Source organism: Pseudomonas sp. WS 5021, from assembly GCF_012985535.1.
Taxonomy (GTDB): domain Bacteria; phylum Pseudomonadota; class Gammaproteobacteria; order Pseudomonadales; family Pseudomonadaceae; genus Aquipseudomonas.
The window spans coordinates 200,370-219,956 of the sequence record NZ_JAAQWP010000003.1 but is presented as its reverse complement, the minus strand read 5'-3'; the positions used below and the strand labels follow the sequence as shown (position 1 = coordinate 219,956).

Genomic DNA, 19,587 nt, shown 5'->3' with positions numbered 1-19,587 from the left:
CCGTGCTGGAAAAACTGTTCACTCAACATGCACCCGCGTTGCATCGGTATCTGTTGCGCAAAAAGTGCTCCCCAAGCCTGGCCTCGGACCTGGTACAGGACACTTTCCTGCGCATCGCCCAATTGGAGAGCCTGGAGCGCGTGCTGTGCGCGCCGTCCTATCTGTTTCGGGTAGCGCACAACCTGATGATCGACCATCACCGCCGCTATGGTGAAAAGCGCTACGACAACGACCCCAGCGCCTTCTTCGCCACCCTGGTAGACGAAACCAGTTGCCCTGAAGAACAGGCCCTCGGCGCGTTGGAACTGGAGCACCTGGAAAGCCTGCTGCAACGCATGCCACCGCGTACCCGCGATGTGTTCATGCTGTGCCGGGTGGAAGGCATGACGCACAAAGAGACCGCGCGCTATTTACGGATATCCACAAGCTCTGTACAAAAACACATGGCAATGGCCCTGGCCAGGATTGGCCGGGCGCTTGAGCCGGACCAAGAGGGCTGAGCCTTGTGTACGACAAAGAGCCAAAAGGTAAATAGACCGAACCGTGAACGCCTCCCCACAGACTATCGACCCGGTAGAGCGCAAAGCTGCCGACTGGGTGATGCGCCATCGCCAAGGACAGCTTTCGGCACGTGAACTCGAGGCGTTTCAGCGCTGGCTGGCCGCCGACCCTTTGCACGCCGCCGCCGCCGAGCGCGCCAATCGTGCTTGGCTGGCCACCGCGCAGCTCAAGCAACGTCCCGGCTATGTAAAACCCCAACGCCCGCCGCGCTCTGCCTGGCTGCGCATGCCGGTGGTCGGCGGTAGCGCCGTGGCGGCGCTGGCGTTGGGCTGCTGGATGCTGCTGGCACCACCTTTCTGGGTCCAGGCCCTGAACAGCGACTATCACACCGGGTTTGGCGAAGTGCGCCAGATCACCCTGGCCGACGGCAGCCAGGTGCAACTGGGCAGCCACAGCATCCTGAGCCTGGCCTACGACGATCAGACCCGTCGGGTGCGCTTGAGCCAGGGCGAGGCGGTCTTCACCCCTGCGCCAATGAATGAACAGGAGCGGCGGCCCTTCACCGTACAAGCGCCCGGGGCCGATATCACCGCGCGAGGCACACGTTACCTGGTCGGTGTCGGCAAGGATCGCGAAGGCTGGGTGGGGGTGCTGCAGCATCGGGTCGAGGTCAACCTGACCCAGCACGGGCGCGATGAAGCCGCAGGTTCCGCGCTGCTGGAGCAGGGCAACAGCCTGCACTTCAGCCCCAGAACGGGCCTGGTGCCGCTGAACACCAGCCCCGAGGAACTGGCCAGTTGGCAGGAAGGCCGGCTGGTATTCCAACGCGAATCCCTGGCCGACGCCGCCGCCCGCATCAACCGTTACCGACCGGGGCTGGTGCTGGTCAAGGGCGAGGCCCTGCGCAACGTGCGGGTCAGTGCGGTAATGCGCCTGGATAACCTCGACGCCGCGCTTGAACACCTGGTGGCGCAAGTCCACGGGCGCATGTTCGAGCTGCCAGGACTGACACTGATCTACTGAGCCGCCTCGCACGGCGTCAATTTCAAAAAAATATAAATAATAATATTTATAGATCATAACGATCTATCGCGTTTTTGCAGCTGGGCCGTTTCTACTACATGTGAATAAATCTTATTTACTTTAGTGAGGCCGGTTTTGCAGACGCAAGAGAACAACAACAAACGCCAGGCAACAAAACGCACCCGACTGAGCCTGGGAATTGCGTCGGCCGCCATTGCGCTGGTCGCCAATGCCGCCACCATCAGCCCGGTGCTGGCAGCACCAAGCGCAAACCACGCCCCGGCCACTGACGTGCACAACTTCGACGTGCCCGCCCTGGCGCTGGATCAAGCCTTGGTCCTGCTGGCGCGCCAGGCCGGTGTCGAGTTGTACCTGGGCAGCAACGACTTCACCAACAGCTACGGCAACCCGGTCAAGGGACGCCTGTCCCTGGACACCGCGCTGCAAACGCTGCTGGCCAATCAAGGGGTCAGCTATAGCCTCACCGGCTCAGCCGAACGCCCGATCATCCAGGTGCAATCGGCACCGAACTCGGCGGGTATCCAGGCCGGCGACTTGCACCCGACCTACGTCATGGGCATGGAAGGCAAGCAGTCCCGGGACGAAAAGGGCTACAACGATATCTACGATCAAGACATCTCCTCGGTGTATGCCGGCAAGGAGCAGATCGAACGCTACAAAGGCGCAGCCCCCGCCGATATGTTCAAGGGCATGCTCAACGTGTACAGCGGCGACTCGCGCAACAGCGGCGCACTGGACCCAAACATCCGCGGCATCCAGGGCCCCGGCCGCGTGCCTGTGACCATCGACGGTACCGAACAGGCAATCACCGCTTACCGCGGCTACATGGGCGCCAACAACCGCAACTACATCGACCCCAACCTGATCGGCAGCATCAAGGTGCTCAAGGGGCCGAACCTGGAGCGTAACGTCTACAGCGGCATTGGCGGCGCGGTGGTGGCCAGCACTCTAAACGTCGACGATGTGCTCAAGCAGGACCAGGAATATGGTGGCGAACTTAAAATCGAAGGCAGCAACAACTCGGTGTCACCCAAACTGCCGACGCTGATGACCGGGCAAATGCCCAGCCCCGGTTATGAATATTCACCCATCAGGGGCTATTACGATCACTCGCTGTACAAACACCCACGCACCAGCAGCAGTAACAAACTGCTGTCCAGCGATGACTCCGCCTACCGCCTGGCACTGGCCACGCGCCAGGAAAAATTCGAACTGCTGGCAGCCTACGCCTTCCGTGAAAAAGGCAACCACTACGCGGGCAAGAACAAGAGCGGCTTCTATTCCAGCGGGAAGAAAGTCAACGGCGAGTTTGACTACATTCCCAACCTCGCCACTATCTACAAACCGGGCGATGAAGTGCCCAACACCTCCAGCAAGATGGAGTCCTGGCTGGGCAAGGCCAAACTCAAGATTGATGAAAACCAGTCCCTGGAATTCGGCTATCGCGACACCGATGCGCTGTACGGCGAGATCCTGCCATCACGGATCTCGTTCTTTAAACCCGGCACGACTTACGACGCCGCCACCAACGGCGTGCCGCAATGGCCGTTGAGCCATGTACAAAGCAAAGCCTACAACCTGGAATACAACCTCAAGCCCGAAGGTAACCCGTGGGTGGATTTCTATTCCAACCTGTGGATGACCAACACCCGCAGCGATACCTACAGCAGCGGTGGCGTCCCCAATCAAACCACCATTGCCGACCCGGTGTACCGCAATACCGCCCTGGCCAATGCCAAGCATGATCGTATCGGCCTGACCGCAAGCAATAAGTTGAAGTTGCTCGACAGCCTCGACCTGACCCTGGGTGGTAGTTATCAGCATGAAAAGTTGGGATCGAACGACAATTATTACGACCCTATCATCAGCGACACGTTGCGCATGTACCCTCGGGCCGGGCGCCGCGAGGAACAGGAGTACAACTTCAAATTCGACTGGCGGCCCGTAAGCTTTGCCAAATTTGAGGCGGGGATGCGTTATTCGTCTTATTGGGCATTTGATGATTACTTGAAAAGTGCCCAGGACAAGAGTGGGATAACAACACAATTTGAAGATACCGGGCGTCGGGTGGATTACACCACGCGAAAGACGCTGACCGACTCTGAGTTGCAAGCCGACATCGATCGACAAATTGCAAGCAACAAAGTTTTCTGGGATATGTTTGATACCCCGGAGTCGGAGCGTCAGGAGCTAATTGACGTAATCAAACAACAAACGCCACGTGTGCAAGACACTCAGCACAGGGCGGATTGGGCGAGTGACGGAAAAGGTCGTTATTCACGCTATAACAATCCATGTATCAATGGATTGAGTGCAGGCGAAAATATTATTTCCTGCAGCTCTTCCGGAAACGGCAAGGGCTACGAAAAAGATATCAAAGCCAAACACCAGAAAGACAGTGGCTGGACACCTTCGCTTTCTGCAACCTTCTATACCTCGGAAAATGGCCGGGTCTACCTGCGCTACAGCGAGGCCATCCGTTACCCAAGCATGTTTGAAAGCACCATGGGCTTTTCCTCATCGGTCAACCCCTGGGGGCTTGAGCCAGAACATGCGCATAACTACGAAGCCGCCTACATCCATAACCTGGCCGGCTGGGGTGGCAGTGAAAGCGCCGACATCAAGCTGAGCTATTACTACAACACGACAAAAAACGTGATCGAACGCGACCCACAACTGCGCTTCAGTAACCTTGAGAAGCAAGTCACTTCCGGCGTGGAGTTCCAGGGCCGCTACGATAACGGACGGTTTTTCACCGACATGAGTATCGGCCACGTCCTGAAAAACAGAGTCTGCGATGAAAACTCGGCTGTCTCCGTCAGCACCGACGGCAGCACCCCCAACTGCGTGGAAGACGGTTTTGTAGGCGGATACCTGGTGAGCATGGCAATGCCGGAGTGGACTGCCAACCTCGGGTTAGGTGCGCGCTTCCTTGATCGCAAACTGGAAGTGGGCGGACGGGCTATTTATTACCGCCAACATGAAAACAAGTTCTATGACAACTACCCCAACAGCGCCATGGTCAGTTATTACCTGAATACGCCCATGTCATGGGACAAGATCATCACTTATGACGCCTACGTTAACTATAAATTGACCGATGACGCATCCATCGAGTTAACCGGCACCAACTTGAGCAACCTTTATTACATCGACCCACTCACGCGTTCGGCCATGCCCGCACCCGGTCGAACGTTGAAACTCGCTTTCACCACTACTTTTTAACTTGGGAGGTACTGCATGGGAGGCTAAAGAAGAAATTGGCAAACGCTTGACGTGTTGACTTAATTTAAATCACTCAATGGATGATGAAATGAAATCTTTCAACTACACAGTATTGGCAGTGGCACTTCTGGGTCTGGCTGGCGTTGCTCAAGCAGCCACTTCTTCTGGTCAAAGTTACGATGGCACGATCGTCGTCGACGGCTCCAGTGGTTCAGGCTCAACTAACCACCCAGGTTCCGCAGGCCAGCCAGCCATTGGCGTTAACGCTTTTTACAACGGCACGAAAGTCGCTTTCAGCGGTTTGAAAGGTATGGCTGCCACCGATGCCAATGGTGTCTCCACCATTACCACCGCGATGATGCCACCCTCTCACTCCACACTGGGCAACTTTGACTTCAAACAAGTCGCCAACCAGCAGGTGTACTACGGAGAGTGGTCGCAGACCGGCGCCAACAATGATCCAACCCGCGTCGTGTACTACTCCGGCGACACCGCTGGCCGTGTACTGCCAACAGCCAACGTGACCTACGCGGTACAGGGCATCAACAACTACTCCGGGGCGAACGTGCTGTCTGGCGACCTGACCGCCTCGTTCGGCAACGCTACACCAACCTTGACCGGCTCGCTGAGCAACAGCGCGCTTAAAGTTCAAGTCACCGCGGCCATCGACACCGCCACCGCAGGCTTCGCCGGTACTGCCCAGGCGCGTAATACCGCAACCAACGCACTGCTTTCGTCCGGCACCTCACAAGGCAGCTTCTTCGGCGCAGGCGCCACCGCGTCGCTGGCCGGTATCGCCAAGTTCACCGACCGCAACTACGACACCGCCTTCGGTGGTGTCGCCAAGTAATCGCACGTTGAACCTGTTGTAGCACCACCCAAGCAAGTGCCTGCCCCCAGGCACTTGCTTTTGGCGTTTTGAAGCGATCCCGAGAGCCCGGTAATGCCCCAGCCCTATTGCATGCGATCCCTCACGCTCCACGCTTTACCCTTTTCCCTGCTGCTGTGCATGACCCCGGCGGTATTTGCCGCCGACCAGGACACCAGCCTGCGCCTGAACCAGACCATCGAGTACCGCGCCAATCAGCAAGAGCGCGAGTTGCTCAAGGATGAACTGCCCAGCGACGGCGCCCCGCCGCTGTTGAATATCGATGGGCAAACCTACAGCGTCGGCAACAACCTCGATGAACTGGGCCGCGCGGTGTACCTGTCCATTGAGCGCCAGCAGTGGCCACAAGCCAGGGATTACCTCAAGCGCTACACCGCCCTGCCCGGCCACGACCCGATGCTCACCGCCTATGCCAACGGCGGCCTGGCCCGCGCCGATGGCAACCTTGAACAAGCAGAAAGCTACTACCGCCAGCTGCTGGCGTTGCAGGGCGACTTCCTGCCGGGGCGCCTGGAGCTGGCGCGGGTATTGTTCGAGAACCGCAAGGATGGCGAATCCAACGCCGCGTTCCGGCAGATCAGCAGCAGCCTCAGCCCAGCGGACGCCCAAGCCATGGGCGTGGGCAAGACCGTCGACAGTTTTATCCAGGCCCTGGACCACCGTGAAGACTGGCAAGGCTCCCTGGCCATCGGCCCGACCTGGGGCTACAACCTCAACCAGTCCCCGGAAAGCGAGGTGACTTATCGCTACGTCACCCCCGACGAAACCATCTACGTCAAACGCTCACTGCCCAAGGCCGTGTCTGCCCACGGCGCGGACTACGAGGCCACGCTCAACAAACGCGTGGCCATCAGCGGCCACCACGGGGTGTTCATGCGCTCGCTGCTCTATGGCCAGGCCTATGAAAAACAGAGCAAGTACAACGAAGGCACCCTCATCAATAACGCTGGCTACAGCTACCACGACGCCAAAAACCAGTACGCCCTCGGGCCGTCGTTTGAATTCAATACGATTGGTGACAACGCCATGTACAGCGCCTGGGGGCTGCGCGGCGAATGGATTCATACACTGTCGGCCACCCGCATGTTCAAGCTGGAAGGCGAATACAAGGACATGGCCTACAAACACCAGATCAATAGCAACCTCGACGGCGGCATCAGTTCGGTCTACGCCACCCTGTGGCAGGCCCTGCCCCAACGGTGGACGCTGTTCGGCGGCGTAGACCTGACCGAACGTAATACCCAGGACCGCACGGCGGCCTACCTGCAAAAGGGCGTGCGGCTGGGGGTGGCGAAGGATTTCGAAGTGGGCGTCAGCGCCGTGCTGTTCGCCTCGTACCGCAAGCGCCAATACGATGCCTACAGCGCTATCGTCGATGACCGACGCAATGAGAAAGAACAAGGCTACACCTTTATCCTGCGTGCCCCACGCCTGGCGGTGCTGGATGCGGTGCCCAGTCTGACGGTCAAGTACAACAAGGTCGTCAGCAATGTCGACTGGCTTTATTCCTACGACAAAAACAGCATCAGCCTAAAGCTGGAAAAGCAGTTTTAACCGACAACACCGGGTTTTCTATTTCGCGGTTGCACTTATAGCGAGCTACTGTATAAAACGCCCCTATAAACCGCGCCATCTAGCATGAGGATCCCGGCCGTGGAAGAAGTTATCGAACAATTGCGTGAAGCCAACGAACCGGTACCGGTTCCTCTGGAACTGCCCGACGAAGACCAGTTGGTGGAAGTCGAGGAACAGCTGTTTATCAACATCCCGTTTGTGTTCAAGGAATTCCTGCTGACCGTCAGCGATGTGGTGTATGGCAGCCTGGAGCCGGTGACCATCACCGACCCCCAGTCTCACACTTACCTGCCGGAAGTCGCCGCCAATGCCTGGGATATCGGCGTGCCTCGCGAACTGATCCCGATTTGCCAGGATGGCGACGACTACTATTGCGTCGAAGAAGACGGCACGGTGGTGTTGTGGTCCGGCGAAGAAGAACTGGTAACCGAAGAGTCCTGGGAGTCGGTGTGGCACTGGGCGCGGGACGTCTGGCTGGAAAGCTGATGCCTTTGTAGGCGCCGGCCAGCCGGCGCCTACGGTGGATCGCTCAGTTGAGGGTGGTGGTCAGTGCTCCGGTGTGTCCTTGTGATTGTCCAGGGTCTCCAGCAAAGCCACTTGCATGCGTGTATGGATGCGGATGAACCAACGCCAGAGCACGGCGGCCACCGCAGCCGTGACCACGGCAATCAACACCAGCAACTTGTTGGTCGGCAAAATACTGGCCGACAAGGCTGCCAACAGCAGGAAGATCACCAGTAGCGAGAGAATCGGGATCAGTTCGGCAATCACCCGCCGCACGCGCTGGGTATGGCGCCCGGCCATTTCCGGCTTCACGCTCATCTCCGCCAGCAACATCGACAGCGCCTTGAGCTTGCGATATGCGGCAATCAGAAACGGCAGCGACAGCAACAACGCACCGCCCCAGATCAATGCCTTCTGCCAACTCGGATCACTGATCCAACCTTCCAGATACCCACCAATGCGCGCGGCAAAAAAGCTGCCGGTGAAGAAGATCGCCACCACCAGCGCCAGGTTCACCCCCACTTGCAGGATGATCTTGCGGATCATCGACGCCAGCATCGCGCCTTCGCCCTGGGGCGAAATACTGCGCAACCATTCGCCATACATGCCAAACACCCGGCTCAGGCGTTGGGGCATCACCGCCGCGATCTTCAAGGACAATGGGTCGGCGCCACGAATCAGGTAGGGCGTGAGCAACGTCGTGATGGCGGAAACGGCCACCGCCACCGGGTAGAGAAAGTCGCTGGTCACCTGCAAGGTCATCCCCAGCGCCGCAATGATGAAAGAAAATTCGCCAATTTGTGACAGGCCCATACCCACCCGCAACGAAGTGCGGCCGTCATTGCCGGCGATAAACGCGCCAAGGCCACAGGACAGCATCTTGCCCAACACCACGGCCACGGTGATCACTGCAATCGGCCAGGCGTATTGCAGCAGGATCTGCGGGTCGATCATCAAGCCAATGGCAACAAAGAAGATTGCGCTGAACATGTCGCGAACCGGTTCGATCAGGCGCTCGATTTTCAGCAACTGCCGGGATTCGGCCATGATCGCACCGATCAGGAAGGCGCCCAGCACCATGCTGTATTCGAGCTTGACCACCAGCAGGCAGAAGCCGAAACACAGGCCCAGGACGGTGATCAGCAGCATCTCGTTGCTTTCGAACTTGGCCACGTAGGCCAGCAGCCGTGGCACCAGCAAAATGCCGATCACCAGGGCCACGATCATGAACAGCGAGAGCTTGCCGACCGTGGAAAACACCTCGCCGGAACTGACCGTACCGCTGACGGCGATGCTCGACAGCAAGGCAATGATGCCGATACCCAGGATGTCTTCGACAATCAACACGCCAAAGATCAGTTGGGCAAAGCGCTGGTTTTTCATCTTCAGGTCATTGAGCGCCTTGACGATGATGGTGGTCGAGGAAATCGCCAGGATCGCGCCGAGGAACAGCGAGTCCATGGTGTTCCAGTCGAACCATTGGCCAATTTCATAGCCAATCCAGATCATCAGGATGATTTCCAGGAAGGCCGCGATAAACGCCGTGGCGCCCACCTTGAACAGCTTGCGCAGGCTGAACTCCAGGCCCAGGCAGAACATCAGGAAGATCACCCCCAGCTCGGCCAGGGTCTTGATAGTGTCTTCGTCGTGGATCAGGCCGAATGGCGGGGTGTGCGGGCCAATGATGAAGCCGGCGACGATGTACCCCAGGACGACCGGCTGCTTGAGGCGATGAAACAGGATAGTCACCACCCCTGCCACCAGCATGATCACGGCCAAATCCTGGATAAAGCTGATGGCGTGCATGGCGAGGGGCTCCTTGAGGGTACTGGCGCTGTCCCGGTTTCCACGCGGCCGCTACAACGGCGCGCAATGTGCGGAAGGAGAAGTCTGCCTTAATCGTAAGAAATGCCCTTGAAATGGGCTTTTCAAGGGTAACACCACGACTTCCGGCAGAAAGCCGGTGCAATATATGGAAACAGATCGCCTTGGGCGTGACGGCAAGGCCCGTCCCGGCGTCCCGTAAGGGATGACGCCGCAATGATTCCAGCATCCGCAGAGGTGCCCCCCCAACCAATGCCTACAACCGTGAGTGTGCTATGGAACCCGGAAACGCCCAGCTGTCGATGACGGTATTGATGACCCCTGACATGGCCAACTTCTCAGGCAATGTCCACGGTGGCACCCTGCTCAAGTACCTCGACGAAGTGGCCTACGCCTGCGCCAGCCGTTATGCCGGCCGCTACGTAGTCACGCTGTCGGTGGACCAGGTGATTTTTCGCGAGCCGATCCATGTCGGCGAGTTGGTGACGTTCCTGGCTTCGGTCAACTACACCGGCAACACCTCGATGGAAGTAGGGATCAAGGTCGTCACCGAGAACATCCGCGAGCGCTCGGTGCGCCATACCAACAGTTGCTTCTTCACCATGGTTGCCGTCGATGACGACCGCAAGCCGGCCGCCGTGCCCGCATTGCAGCCGCAGAACAGTGAAGACAAGCGCCGGTTTATCCAGGGCAAGCAGCGCCGGCAGATTCGCCAGGAGCTGGAGAAGCGCTACCAGGAAATCAAGGCCGACGTGTAACCCCAATCAAAATGTGGGAGCGGGCTTGCTCGCGAAGACGGTGTACCAGTCAGCACATGTATTGACTGATACACCGTCTTCGCGAGCAAGCCCGCTCCCACATTGGGTTGGTGGTGTCAGAGGCTGATCGGCGTGGCTTCGAAGCGCACGCGCGGATGGGCGATGCGGTCCTGGGCCCGCACCAATTCCAACTCGTAGCTGGCGCACGCCTGGGTTTCCAGCAGCACTTCATGCACAGCCGCCGCCGTAAATTCGAAGGCCGCCAGCAGGCTGTCACCCAGTAGCACCCGCGCCAGGAACAGGCCCGACGTCAAGTCGCCCACCCCCACCGGCTGGCGTGGAAACGCCAGCAATGGCCGACGCAGGTGCCAGCTGCCTTCTGCCGTCACCAGCAGCATCTCGAAACCGTCCGCTAGCTTGCCCGGGTAATCCAGGTGCTTGACCAGCACCGCCTTGGGACCACGCGCCAGCAGGGCCCGCGCCATGCCCAGGCAGTCAAACAGCGACTGCGGTTTACGCCCGCAAAAGCTGTCCAGCTCCAATTGGTTGGGGCACAGGAAGTCAGCCATGGCCACGGCTTCGTCGAGCAAGAAATCACTGACTTCCTGGGGCACGATGCAGCCTTTTTCCGGATGCCCCATCACCGGGTCGCACAGGTACAGGGCCTTGGGGTTGATGGCCTTGATCCGCGCCACACCGGTCAGGATCGCCCGGCCCTGGGCGGCGCTGCCCAAGTAACCGGACAACACCGCATCGCAGTTGCCCAGCTCGCCAATCGCCGCGATCCCCTCCACCAACGCAGGAATTTGCTGGGGCGCCAACACTTCTCCCGCCCACTGGCCATACTGGGTATGGTTGGAGAACTGCACAGTGTTCAGCGGCCAGACATTCACCCCCACCCGCTGCATGGGAAACACGGCGGCGCTGTTGCCGGCATGGCCGAAGACCACATGGGACTGGATCGCAAGCAGATGAGGCGTACGTTTCATGCAGGAAACTTCCGTAAAACCGTTAAATTCTGGCCGCGCAGTATGCGACTAAAAGCAGCCTGTACGACAGACCGGAGACGCAGTTAAGCTGGCCTTACTTTGTTGGAGCAAATCGCATGCTGACCCTGGGAAATATCTTTGTGCTGATGCTACTGGCGGCGGCTGCCGCCTGGGTGTGGCACAACCACGGCCTGCGCGAGCGCGCGCTGGAGAGGGTCAAACAGCATTGCGCCAAGCTCGACATCGAACTGCTCGACGGCGCCGTGGCCTTGAAACGCATCGGTTTCGTCAAGGACGCCAGCGGGCGCCGGCGTTTGGCACGGGTCTACAATTTTGAGTTCACGGTGACCGGCGAAGCCCGCCATCCCGGCACCATCACCCAATTTGGGGCCCACAGCGCGCAAATCGAACTGGCGCCCTACCCGTTTGAAATAAAGACGCCGCCGCCCAGCGCCGAAGTGATTGAACTGAGCCAGTGGCGCCAGGAGCACGGCAAAAGCCGTCACTGACGGCAAGCGGCCAGGGCTTTTTGCAGTTTTGCCACATCCTGCTCTTTGCCAAAGATCAGCTCGATACGCGAGTCCCGACGCCATTCGCTAGGCTGCCAGATGAGAGTGGTGTTATCCACAGCGTTGGCCGAGACCCAACCGTCGGCGCTGTGGATAACCAATTTGGCGCGACGCCACTCCAGGTTCTGCAACCATTGGCACAGCCGCGTGGGGTCGAACTGCAGGCTTGGGTGCCAGCGCCAACCGATGCTCCAGCCGCCGGCCTGCGCCTGATGCAGGCAAATCGGCACGCACGGATCGCTCCAGATTGCCGGGATTTGCGCCAGCCCCTGGGGCACTTGAAAGTTATCCACAGCCGACCCGGCCTGTGCGCCAAACCCCGGTAGCCGAACCAATGGCAGCTGCGCTTGCCGCGCCCAATAAATCTCGCAGGCCGGCAGGGTCCTTTCGATTGCGCTACGTTGCGCAGCGTCCAATCCTTCAGCCTTGTTCAGCAGCAGCAACCCGGCACTGGCCAATGCTTCGCGTTGCGCGTCAGGCAACGGTCTGCCCGCCGCCAGTGCCTGGGCGTCGAGCACCAGCACACAGGGCTGGACAGCGAGCACGGTCTGCCAGGGCGCCTGGCGCAACTGCGCCAGCAATTGCGCCGGGTGCCCCAACCCCGAGGGCTCGATAAACAGCCGGTGCGGCTTGGCCTTACGCAGTAGGCGGCCTAGCCCTACCTGGAACGGCGCACCATTCACACAGCACAAACAGCCACCGGCCACTTCGCCGATGGCAATGCCGTCGTCATCCAGGGTCAGCAGCGCAGCATCCAGGCCAATCTGCCCGAACTCATTGATCAACACCGCCCATCGCTCATTGGCCGGGCGCTGGGTGAACAGGTGCTTGATCAGGCTGGTCTTGCCAGCACCCAAGGGGCCGGCAATCACATGCGTGGGAATATTCTGCAGCATCGTGGACATTATTCAGGCCGTGTAGAGACGCTGATCCTACCCGGTTATGCCAGCCAATCCAGCGTCAGAATCAGCCGCCGTTCGTTGGCGGCCAGGGCCGGCGAGCGGTGAATCAGGCCATGGCCCTCGTTGCCGCGCCACTTTTCGCCCTTGAGCAGGGCGACTTCGCCACAGTGGATCTGTTCGATGCGCTCGGTGGGCTCCGCGTCCGCCTGACTCAATTGACTTCGGTCCATCACCCCTTCGCGCAGCCATTGGCTGCCGATACCGGCATAGGTGGTAATCAAACGCACAGGCACGTGATCGACGTGAAAGCGCGGGCACATGGCCTTGTCCAGTAGCCTCAGCCGCGCGCCAATGCGCTTGGCGCCCAGCAGGCAGGCAAAAGCGCTGATCAGCCAGGCAACATCGGCGATAAAGCCTTCGTAGCCCTCAAGGTCACGACAGCCTGCGGCCAGCCCCTGCAAGTCGGGTTCGGCGTCTTCGCTGTCCAGCTCCACCACCAGCGACTCCGCCAGCGGCTCGCCCAGCGAGACCAGCAACGCGCCAAACTCGGCGATGTGCAGCGGCAACTGGCGCTGCCACAGCGCCAGGTTGACGCCGTTATCCAGGATGTCGGCGAGGGCCAACGGGGTTTCCCCACGGGTCTGGCGAATCACCGGGCGCAGTTGAATCACAGGTGCCAGCATCAGGCGGCTGTCTCCTCGTACCAAGGGCCAAAAGGATCGACCAGCAGGTGCCAACCTTCAGCGCCCAAGGCCATTTCATCGTCGGTCAGCAGGCATGCGTCCAACTCGGCGCGCAGGCGCACGAAGTCGATGTTCTGCCCGATAAACACCAGTTCCTGGCGGCAATCCCCGGTGCTCGGCTGCCAGTTGCCCATGATCGCCGCGACACTTTCCTGATCCTCGGGCCATTGACTCTTGGGCACAAAGCGCCACCAGCGGCCGGCAAAACCATGGCGCATCAGGCCGCCGGCCTGGGACCAACTACCGGCATCGCGGTGTTTGCTGGCCAGCCAGAAAAACCCCTTGGAGCGCAGTAGCTTGCCGTTGCTCCACGGGCGGTCGATAAAGTCGAAAAAGCGTTGGGGATGGAATGGCCGGCGCGCCCGGTAGGCCGTGGAGGCGATGCCATATTCCTCAGTCTCCGGCACATGCTCGCCGCGTAGTTCCTGCAACCAGCCCGGTGCCTGGGCCGCGCGCTCAAAGTCAAAACGCCCGGTGTTGAGGATCTCGGCCAGCGGCACCTCGCCCATGACCATGGGAATAATGCGCGCCTGGGCATTCAGGCGTTCAAGGATGGCCACCAGTTCTTCACGTTCGTGGCGGCTGATCAGGTCGATCTTGCTGACCAGGATGACGTCGGCGAACTCGATCTGTTCGATCAACAGGTCAGTGATGGAGCGCTCATCGTCCTCGCCCAGGGTTTCGCCGCGGGACGCGAGGCTTTCGGCGGCCTGGTAGTCGAGCAGGAAGTTCATGCCATCGACCACGGTGACCATGGTGTCCAAACGCGCAATGTCGGCCAGGCTCTGGCCGTTTTCATCGCGGAAGGTGAACGTTTCCGCCACCGGCAGCGGCTCGGAAATGCCGGTGGATTCGATCAGCAGGTAATCGAACCGGCCCTCCCTGGCGAGCTTTCCTACCTCGACCAGCAAGTCTTCACGCAGGGTGCAGCAGATACAGCCGTTGCTCATCTCCACCAGTTTTTCTTCGGCGCGATTGAGGCTGACGTCGCGCTGGACTGCGGCGCCATCAATGTTGATTTCGCTCATGTCGTTGACGATCACCGCCACCCGCAGGTTTTCGCGGTTGCGCAGGACGTAATTGAGCAGCGTGCTTTTACCGGCGCCGAGAAATCCGGACAGCACGGTAACGGGTAAACGGTCGGTCATCGGGTGTTCCTCATCAGGGTGGCCGGTCAAATCGCCCGTTGATGGCGTTCGCGCAGCTCTTCACGTTCTTTGGCTTCAATACACAGGGTGGCCGTGGGCCGCAGCAACAGGCGCTTGAGGCCAATCGGCTCGCCCGTCTCGCGGCACCAGCCGTATTCACCACGGGCGAGGTGCTCCAAGGCTTCGTCGATCTTGTCCAGCAGCTTCTTTTCTCGCTCCAGCAGGCGCAGTTGCCACTGGCGCTGTTCTTCGGCGCTGCCCACATCGGCGGGGTCGCTGTTGGGCTCCTGCTCGCGCAGCACGATGAATTCGGCTTCGATGCGCGCTTGCAGGTCATAGCGCTGGGCCAACAACAGCTCGCGGAAAAAGGCTTGCTGGGCCTCATTCATGTAATCAGCGGGCGGCTGGGCAAGCAGGTCTTGTTCAGTCATCGGGACGATTCACGGGTCAGGCTGTGCATTGATGTTATATTATAACAATACAAATAAGCCAACGCCCTCTTGCTCGACACGACGAAGGGCGTAATCCTTGATTCTCTCCAGGCCCCGAGAAGCGCGATGAAATACCTGATATGCAGCGTGTTGCTGCTGGTGGCGACCCAGGCCAGCGCCCAAATGCCCGGCACGCTGGCCACCTGCACCCGCAGCGCCACCCTGCTGGCCTGCATCGATGCCCAAGGCAATGCCTACAGTGTCGCGACCGCAGGCAACACCACGTATCTGCGCGGGTTCGAGGTGATCGGCAAGCGCTATTGGGCGCAGACCAACAGCCGCTACGGCCAACTGACGTTCTTTACCGGCCTGGCTTCCGACGGCGAGGCGTGGGTGGGCTACACCCGGCGTGTGGGCTGGACCACGATCAACCGGTTCTCCAGTTCCGGAGGCTCCAGCGCCAAGTTCACCTGCAGCCGTATCAGCGGGTGCTAGGGCGGTCGTAGAAAAATCATCGTAGATCCAATTGTTATACTATAACATGTCAGATTATTTCCAACGATGGACCTGCTCATGAATGCGCTGACTCTGCCGGATATCGCCGCGCAGGCTTCTCGCCAAGCCTTGCCTCTCGACTGGGTGGGCATGTGCGGCATTGCCCTTCCTATCCTGATCGACGGCCAGCGCTTGAGTGCCAAGGCCGATGCCGGCGTGAGCCTGGATGACGGCGAGGCGCGAGGCATTCATATGTCGCGCCTGTACCTGGCGCTGGAGATGCTCGAGCAACAAGACCTGCAACCCGTGTTGCTGCGCCAGGTTTTACAGCGATTCCTTGATAGCCATGAAGGGTTATCGAGCAGCGCCTACCTGCGGATTCACACCGACTTGCTGCTTAAACGCCCGGCATTGGTCAGCCCGCTATCGGGCTGGAAGACTTATCCGGTGACCATCGAAGCGCGTCTGGAAAAGCAGATGTTCCACGTGGAACTAAAAATTGACGTGACCTACTCGTCCACCTGCCCTTGCTCTGCGGCCCTCGCCAGGCAGTTGATTCAACAGCAATTTGTCGATGACTTCGGCAATAAGTCGTTGCAGCACGAAGATGTACTGGCCTGGCTCGGCAGTGCCAATGGCATCGTCGCCACGCCCCATAGCCAACGCAGCAGTGCGCTGTTGCAGGTCCAACTGCAACCCGGCGTACAAACGTTGCCCCTGACCGACTTGATCGACCAGGCCGAAGCCGCCCTCGGCACCGCCGTCCAAACCGCCGTAAAGCGCGCCGATGAACAGGCGTTTGCCCTGGCCAACGGCCAGAACCTGATGTTCTGCGAAGACGCCGCGCGCCGTCTGAACCTGGCGCTAAAACGCTCGGATGCAGTGCAAGCCATTCACCTCAAAGTCATCCACGCCGAAAGCCTGCACGCCCATGACGCCGTAGCCGAAAGCCATTGGACGAGAACCGTCTCGGGCACCCCATGACGCTGACAATGCTCGACCTCGAAGCCGCCAGTGTAGGCAGTCGCTTTGCCCTGGCCCCGGTACTGAATGCCTTGCCGTGGAACCGCGACGGCCTGATCGCCGCCATCGCCCAGCAACACGGCAGCGGCGAGGTATTGATGCTGGCCTGGATGAATCGCCAGGCCCTCGAAGAAACCCTCGCCAGCGGCCAGGTCTGCTACTGGTCACGCTCACGCCAGCAGTTGTGGCGCAAAGGTGAAAGCTCCGGCCACCGCCAGCAGTTGGTCGAAGCACGCCTGGATTGCGACGGCGATGCTGTGTTGCTGATCGTCGACCAACAGGGCCCGGCCTGTCACACCGGCCGCCCGAACTGTTTTTACAACGCTATCGAAGACAACCACGTGCATATCCTCACCGCGCCCCTCAAGGAACCTGCAGCATGATCCGCAAGAACCCTTCCGGCGATCTGCCGGTCATTGCCGAATCGGCCTACGTCGATAAAACCGCGATCATCTGCGGCAAGGTGATCATCGGCGAGAACGTATTTGTCGGCCCCTATGCGGTGATCCGCGCCGATGAAGTGGACGCCACCGGCGACATGGACCCGATCACCATCGGCGCCAATTCCAATATCCAGGACGGCGTGGTGATCCACTCCAAATCCGGTGCGGCGGTGACTATCGGCGAGTTCAGTTCCATCGCCCATCGCTCGATTGTCCACGGCCCCTGCACCGTCGGCGACCGGGTGTTCATCGGCTTCAACAGCGTGCTGTTCAACTGCGTGGTTGGCGACGGCTGCGTGGTGCGGCACAACTCGGTGGTGGATGGCCGCGACTTGCCCGCCGCCTTCTATGTGCCGTCCACCACGCGCATCGGTCCCAACACCGACCTGTCGCAGTTCCCGCCCGTGAGCGTCAGCGCCTCGGAGTTTTCTGAAGATGTGGCGCGTACCAATGTCGACCTGGTGCTTGGCTACAAAGCCCTGCAAAACGAGTTCTGAGCATGAGCCGCCTGCTGATCCGCAACGCCCGCCTGGTGAATGAGGGCCAGGAATTCGACGCCGACTTGCTGGTCGCCAACGGCCGTATCGAGAAAATCGCCAGCAGCATCCACGGGCAAACAGCCGCTATCGAGATTGACGCCCAAGGCCAATGGTTGCTGCCAGGCATGATCGACGACCAGGTGCACTTTCGCGAACCCGGCGCGCCGGACAAAGGCAGCTTCTACAGCGAGTCCCGCGCGGCGGTGGCAGGTGGCATCACCAGTTTCATGGACATGCCCAACACCCAACCGGCGACCCTGACCCTGGAAGCACTGGCCGACAAGAAACGCCGCGCGGCGCTGCACTCGGTGGCCAACTATGGCTTTCACTTTGGCGTCAGCAACAACAACCTCGACACCGTGGCGGCCCTTGATCCGCGGCAGGTCGCCGGGGTCAAAGTGTTTATGGGCGCCTCCACCGGCAATATGCTGGTGGATGATCCACGCGTCCTGGAGCGTTTATTTGCTGAGGTGCCGACCATTCTCCTCGCCCATTGCGAGCACACGTCGAGCATCCACGCCAATGAACAACGCTTGCGAAACCGGTTTGGCGAGGCGATCCCCGCTGTAGCCCACCCGCTGATTCGCGACGCCGAAGCCTGCTATCGCTCGTCATCCCTGGCGGTGGAGCTGGCGCGCCGCCATGGCACGCGCCTGCATGTGCTGCACCTGACCAGCGCGCGGGAATTGCCGCTGTTCGAAGACAAACCGCTGGCAGAAAAACGCATCACGGCAGAAGTGTGCGTGCATCACTTGCTGTTCGATGACCGCGACTATGCCCGCCTCGGCCACCAGATCAAATGCAACCCGGCGATCAAGACCCGGGCCGACCGCAATGCCCTGCGCCTGGCACTGCTGAGCAACCGGTTGGATGTGATTGGCACCGACCACGCCCCGCATACCTGGGCGCAAAAACAGCAGGCGTACCGTGAGGCACCGGCAGGATTGCCCCTGGTGCAACACGCGTTGCCTGCATTGCTGGAATTGGTGGCCGACGGCTTGTTGCCACTGACTACGCTGGTGGCAAAAACCAGTCATCGCGTCGCCGACCTGTTCGCCATTCCCCAGCGGGGTTATCTGCGCGAGGGCTACTGGGCCGACCTGGTGCTGATCAAACCCGAGCCCGAAGGCAAGCCCGTGAGCAGCCAACCGATCCTCGCCCGGTGCGGCTGGACGCCGTTTGCCGAACGCAGCTTTCGCCATAGCGTCAGCACTACCCTGGTGTCAGGCCATGTGGCCTGGCACCAGGGGCAGGTGGTGGACAGTTGCCAGGGGCTGCCCCTGCATTTTCTGCGCTAAACGCAGGGGCCGGCTTGCCGGCTCCTGCAGGGCGTGTGATCAGGCGCGGGGCTTGACCGTGCCGCAGTCGTTGCCCAGCCACTGCGCCTGGGTGTCGAGGCTGCCGTTCTGCTGCACGCCGGTGGCATTGAAGGTGCCGTTGACCGTGGTGGTAAATGCCTTCTGGCTCTGGAACGTGGCCACGCCAGTGCCCTGGGCTTTCGGGCAGCTGAAGCGGAATTTCCACTGGTTGCCGGTCTTGTCTGTCACCTCTTGCTTGCAACCCGATTGCGGGTCGGTCAGCGGGATGGAGTCGGAGGCCACCTGGGCCGGTGTCAGGCACACCTGCACGCCCTTGCCGGCCATGGTAATGCCTTGTTTTTCCAGCATGGCGCGCTGTTCCGGGGTCATCTGTTGTTTCAGCTGACCGAGGATCAACGACAAGTCCGGCAGGTTCTGGTTATCGACTTTCATGTTGCTGGTGGTCAATTCCCACAAGCCCGGCGCCAACATCTGCGCCTGCGCTGCCACCGGCAGCGTCAAACCAACAACCATGGCCAAACCAAGCAGACGAGCATTCATCGGGTAACTCCTGGGTAATTGTCGGCGTTAGACGTCGTAAAGTGGTCGGCGTTGCATGCTCAATAAAATAGCGACAATCGCCGCCGAACATGGTCTGTTACGCATTGGATTGTCAGGAGTAATGTT

The 19,587-nt window shown here is 60.0% G+C and carries 20 protein-coding genes; 13 read left to right on the top strand and 7 right to left on the bottom strand.

Going from position 1 to position 19,587, the window contains the following annotated elements:
• Window positions 1-2 precede the first annotated feature (2 nt).
• From HBO19_RS10945 to HBO19_RS10920, 6 genes are all read left to right on the top strand, one after another.
• Complete coding sequence (locus tag HBO19_RS10945) at window positions 3-500, top strand: RNA polymerase sigma factor (protein ID WP_169954026.1); 498 nt, start codon at window positions 3-5, stop codon at window positions 498-500.
• 43 nt (window positions 501-543) lie between these two features.
• Window positions 544-1,524: a FecR domain-containing protein gene (locus HBO19_RS10940; protein WP_346266489.1), complete on the top strand. Its 981-nt coding sequence runs from the start codon at window positions 544-546 to the stop codon at window positions 1,522-1,524.
• A 135-nt stretch (window positions 1,525-1,659) separates the two neighbouring features.
• Window positions 1,660-4,770 carry a TonB-dependent receptor gene (locus HBO19_RS10935; protein ID WP_170057509.1) on the top strand — a complete coding sequence of 1,037 codons (3,111 nt, stop codon included), beginning with the start codon at window positions 1,660-1,662 and terminating at the stop codon, window positions 4,768-4,770.
• A gap of 88 nt (window positions 4,771-4,858) precedes the next feature.
• Window positions 4,859-5,620: a Slam-dependent surface lipoprotein gene (locus HBO19_RS10930; RefSeq protein ID WP_262376958.1), complete on the top strand. Its 762-nt coding sequence runs from the start codon at window positions 4,859-4,861 to the stop codon at window positions 5,618-5,620.
• 93 nt (window positions 5,621-5,713) lie between these two features.
• Entirely contained in the window at window positions 5,714-7,213 is a 1,500-nt protein-coding gene (locus tag HBO19_RS10925) for a surface lipoprotein assembly modifier (protein WP_170042030.1), read from the top strand.
• Between the two features lie 99 nt (window positions 7,214-7,312).
• Window positions 7,313-7,720 carry an SMI1/KNR4 family protein gene (locus tag HBO19_RS10920; protein ID WP_029290059.1) on the top strand — a complete coding sequence of 136 codons (408 nt, stop codon included), beginning with the start codon at window positions 7,313-7,315 and terminating at the stop codon, window positions 7,718-7,720.
• A 60-nt stretch (window positions 7,721-7,780) separates the two neighbouring features.
• On the opposite strand, the gene HBO19_RS10915 is transcribed toward HBO19_RS10920, so the two are convergent.
• A complete protein-coding gene (locus tag HBO19_RS10915; RefSeq protein WP_169954030.1) occupies window positions 7,781-9,544 on the bottom strand; it encodes a cation:proton antiporter in 1,764 nt (587 codons plus the stop codon).
• A gap of 293 nt (window positions 9,545-9,837) precedes the next feature.
• Here HBO19_RS10915 and HBO19_RS10910 point away from each other — a divergent pair, with 293 nt between their 5' ends.
• Window positions 9,838-10,320, top strand: coding sequence for an acyl-CoA thioesterase (locus HBO19_RS10910; protein WP_029290061.1), 483 nt, complete (start codon window positions 9,838-9,840; stop codon window positions 10,318-10,320).
• Window positions 10,321-10,436: 116 nt separating this feature from the next.
• Here HBO19_RS10910 and pdxY read toward each other — a convergent pair whose 3' ends face one another.
• The gene (gene pdxY / locus HBO19_RS10905) at window positions 10,437-11,309 is read right to left on the bottom strand and encodes a pyridoxal kinase PdxY (RefSeq protein WP_169954031.1); all 873 of its coding nucleotides are present in this window, start codon (window positions 11,307-11,309) and stop codon (window positions 10,437-10,439) included.
• 116 nt (window positions 11,310-11,425) lie between these two features.
• Between pdxY and HBO19_RS10900 the strand changes: the two genes are divergently transcribed.
• Entirely contained in the window at window positions 11,426-11,818 is a 393-nt protein-coding gene (locus HBO19_RS10900) for a DUF3301 domain-containing protein (RefSeq protein ID WP_057961211.1), read from the top strand.
• On the opposite strand, the gene HBO19_RS10895 is transcribed toward HBO19_RS10900, so the two are convergent.
• Genes HBO19_RS10895 through dksA form a run of 4 tightly spaced genes read right to left on the bottom strand, consistent with a single transcriptional unit; the run spans window position 11,812 to window position 15,102 of the window.
• The gene (locus HBO19_RS10895; RefSeq protein WP_170057667.1) at window positions 11,812-12,774 is read right to left on the bottom strand and encodes a CobW family GTP-binding protein; all 963 of its coding nucleotides are present in this window, start codon (window positions 12,772-12,774) and stop codon (window positions 11,812-11,814) included. The genes HBO19_RS10900 and HBO19_RS10895 overlap by 7 nt on opposite strands.
• Before the next feature lie 44 nt (window positions 12,775-12,818).
• A complete protein-coding gene (locus tag HBO19_RS10890) occupies window positions 12,819-13,463 on the bottom strand; it encodes a DUF1826 domain-containing protein (protein WP_170057508.1) in 645 nt (214 codons plus the stop codon).
• A complete protein-coding gene (gene zigA, locus HBO19_RS10885) occupies window positions 13,463-14,671 on the bottom strand; it encodes a zinc metallochaperone GTPase ZigA (RefSeq protein WP_170057507.1) in 1,209 nt (402 codons plus the stop codon). The genes HBO19_RS10890 and zigA overlap by 1 nt, the downstream gene beginning before the upstream one ends.
• Before the next feature lie 26 nt (window positions 14,672-14,697).
• A complete protein-coding gene (gene dksA / locus HBO19_RS10880; protein ID WP_169954034.1) occupies window positions 14,698-15,102 on the bottom strand; it encodes an RNA polymerase-binding protein DksA in 405 nt (134 codons plus the stop codon).
• Window positions 15,103-15,228: 126 nt separating this feature from the next.
• Here dksA and HBO19_RS10875 point away from each other — a divergent pair, with 126 nt between their 5' ends.
• The 5 genes from HBO19_RS10875 to HBO19_RS10855 all read left to right on the top strand — a co-directional run bounded on the left by HBO19_RS10875 (window position 15,229) and on the right by HBO19_RS10855 (window position 18,900).
• Entirely contained in the window at window positions 15,229-15,597 is a 369-nt protein-coding gene (locus HBO19_RS10875; protein ID WP_170057506.1) for a glutamine synthetase, read from the top strand.
• 78 nt (window positions 15,598-15,675) lie between these two features.
• Window positions 15,676-16,581: a GTP cyclohydrolase FolE2 gene (gene folE2, locus HBO19_RS10870; protein ID WP_170057505.1), complete on the top strand. Its 906-nt coding sequence runs from the start codon at window positions 15,676-15,678 to the stop codon at window positions 16,579-16,581.
• Entirely contained in the window at window positions 16,578-17,003 is a 426-nt protein-coding gene (gene hisI / locus HBO19_RS10865) for a phosphoribosyl-AMP cyclohydrolase (RefSeq protein ID WP_170057504.1), read from the top strand. The genes folE2 and hisI overlap by 4 nt, the downstream gene beginning before the upstream one ends.
• Window positions 17,000-17,560 carry a DapH/DapD/GlmU-related protein gene (locus HBO19_RS10860; RefSeq protein ID WP_170042025.1) on the top strand — a complete coding sequence of 187 codons (561 nt, stop codon included), beginning with the start codon at window positions 17,000-17,002 and terminating at the stop codon, window positions 17,558-17,560. The genes hisI and HBO19_RS10860 overlap by 4 nt, the downstream gene beginning before the upstream one ends.
• 2 nt (window positions 17,561-17,562) lie before the next feature.
• Window positions 17,563-18,900, top strand: a complete 1,338-nt coding sequence (locus HBO19_RS10855) for a dihydroorotase (RefSeq protein ID WP_170057503.1) — start codon at window positions 17,563-17,565, stop codon at window positions 18,898-18,900.
• A gap of 39 nt (window positions 18,901-18,939) precedes the next feature.
• Here HBO19_RS10855 and HBO19_RS10850 read toward each other — a convergent pair whose 3' ends face one another.
• Window positions 18,940-19,461 (bottom strand): DUF3617 domain-containing protein, encoded by a 522-nt coding sequence (locus tag HBO19_RS10850; protein WP_169954040.1) that lies wholly within the window; start codon window positions 19,459-19,461, stop codon window positions 18,940-18,942.
• Window positions 19,462-19,587: the final 126 nt, after the last annotated feature.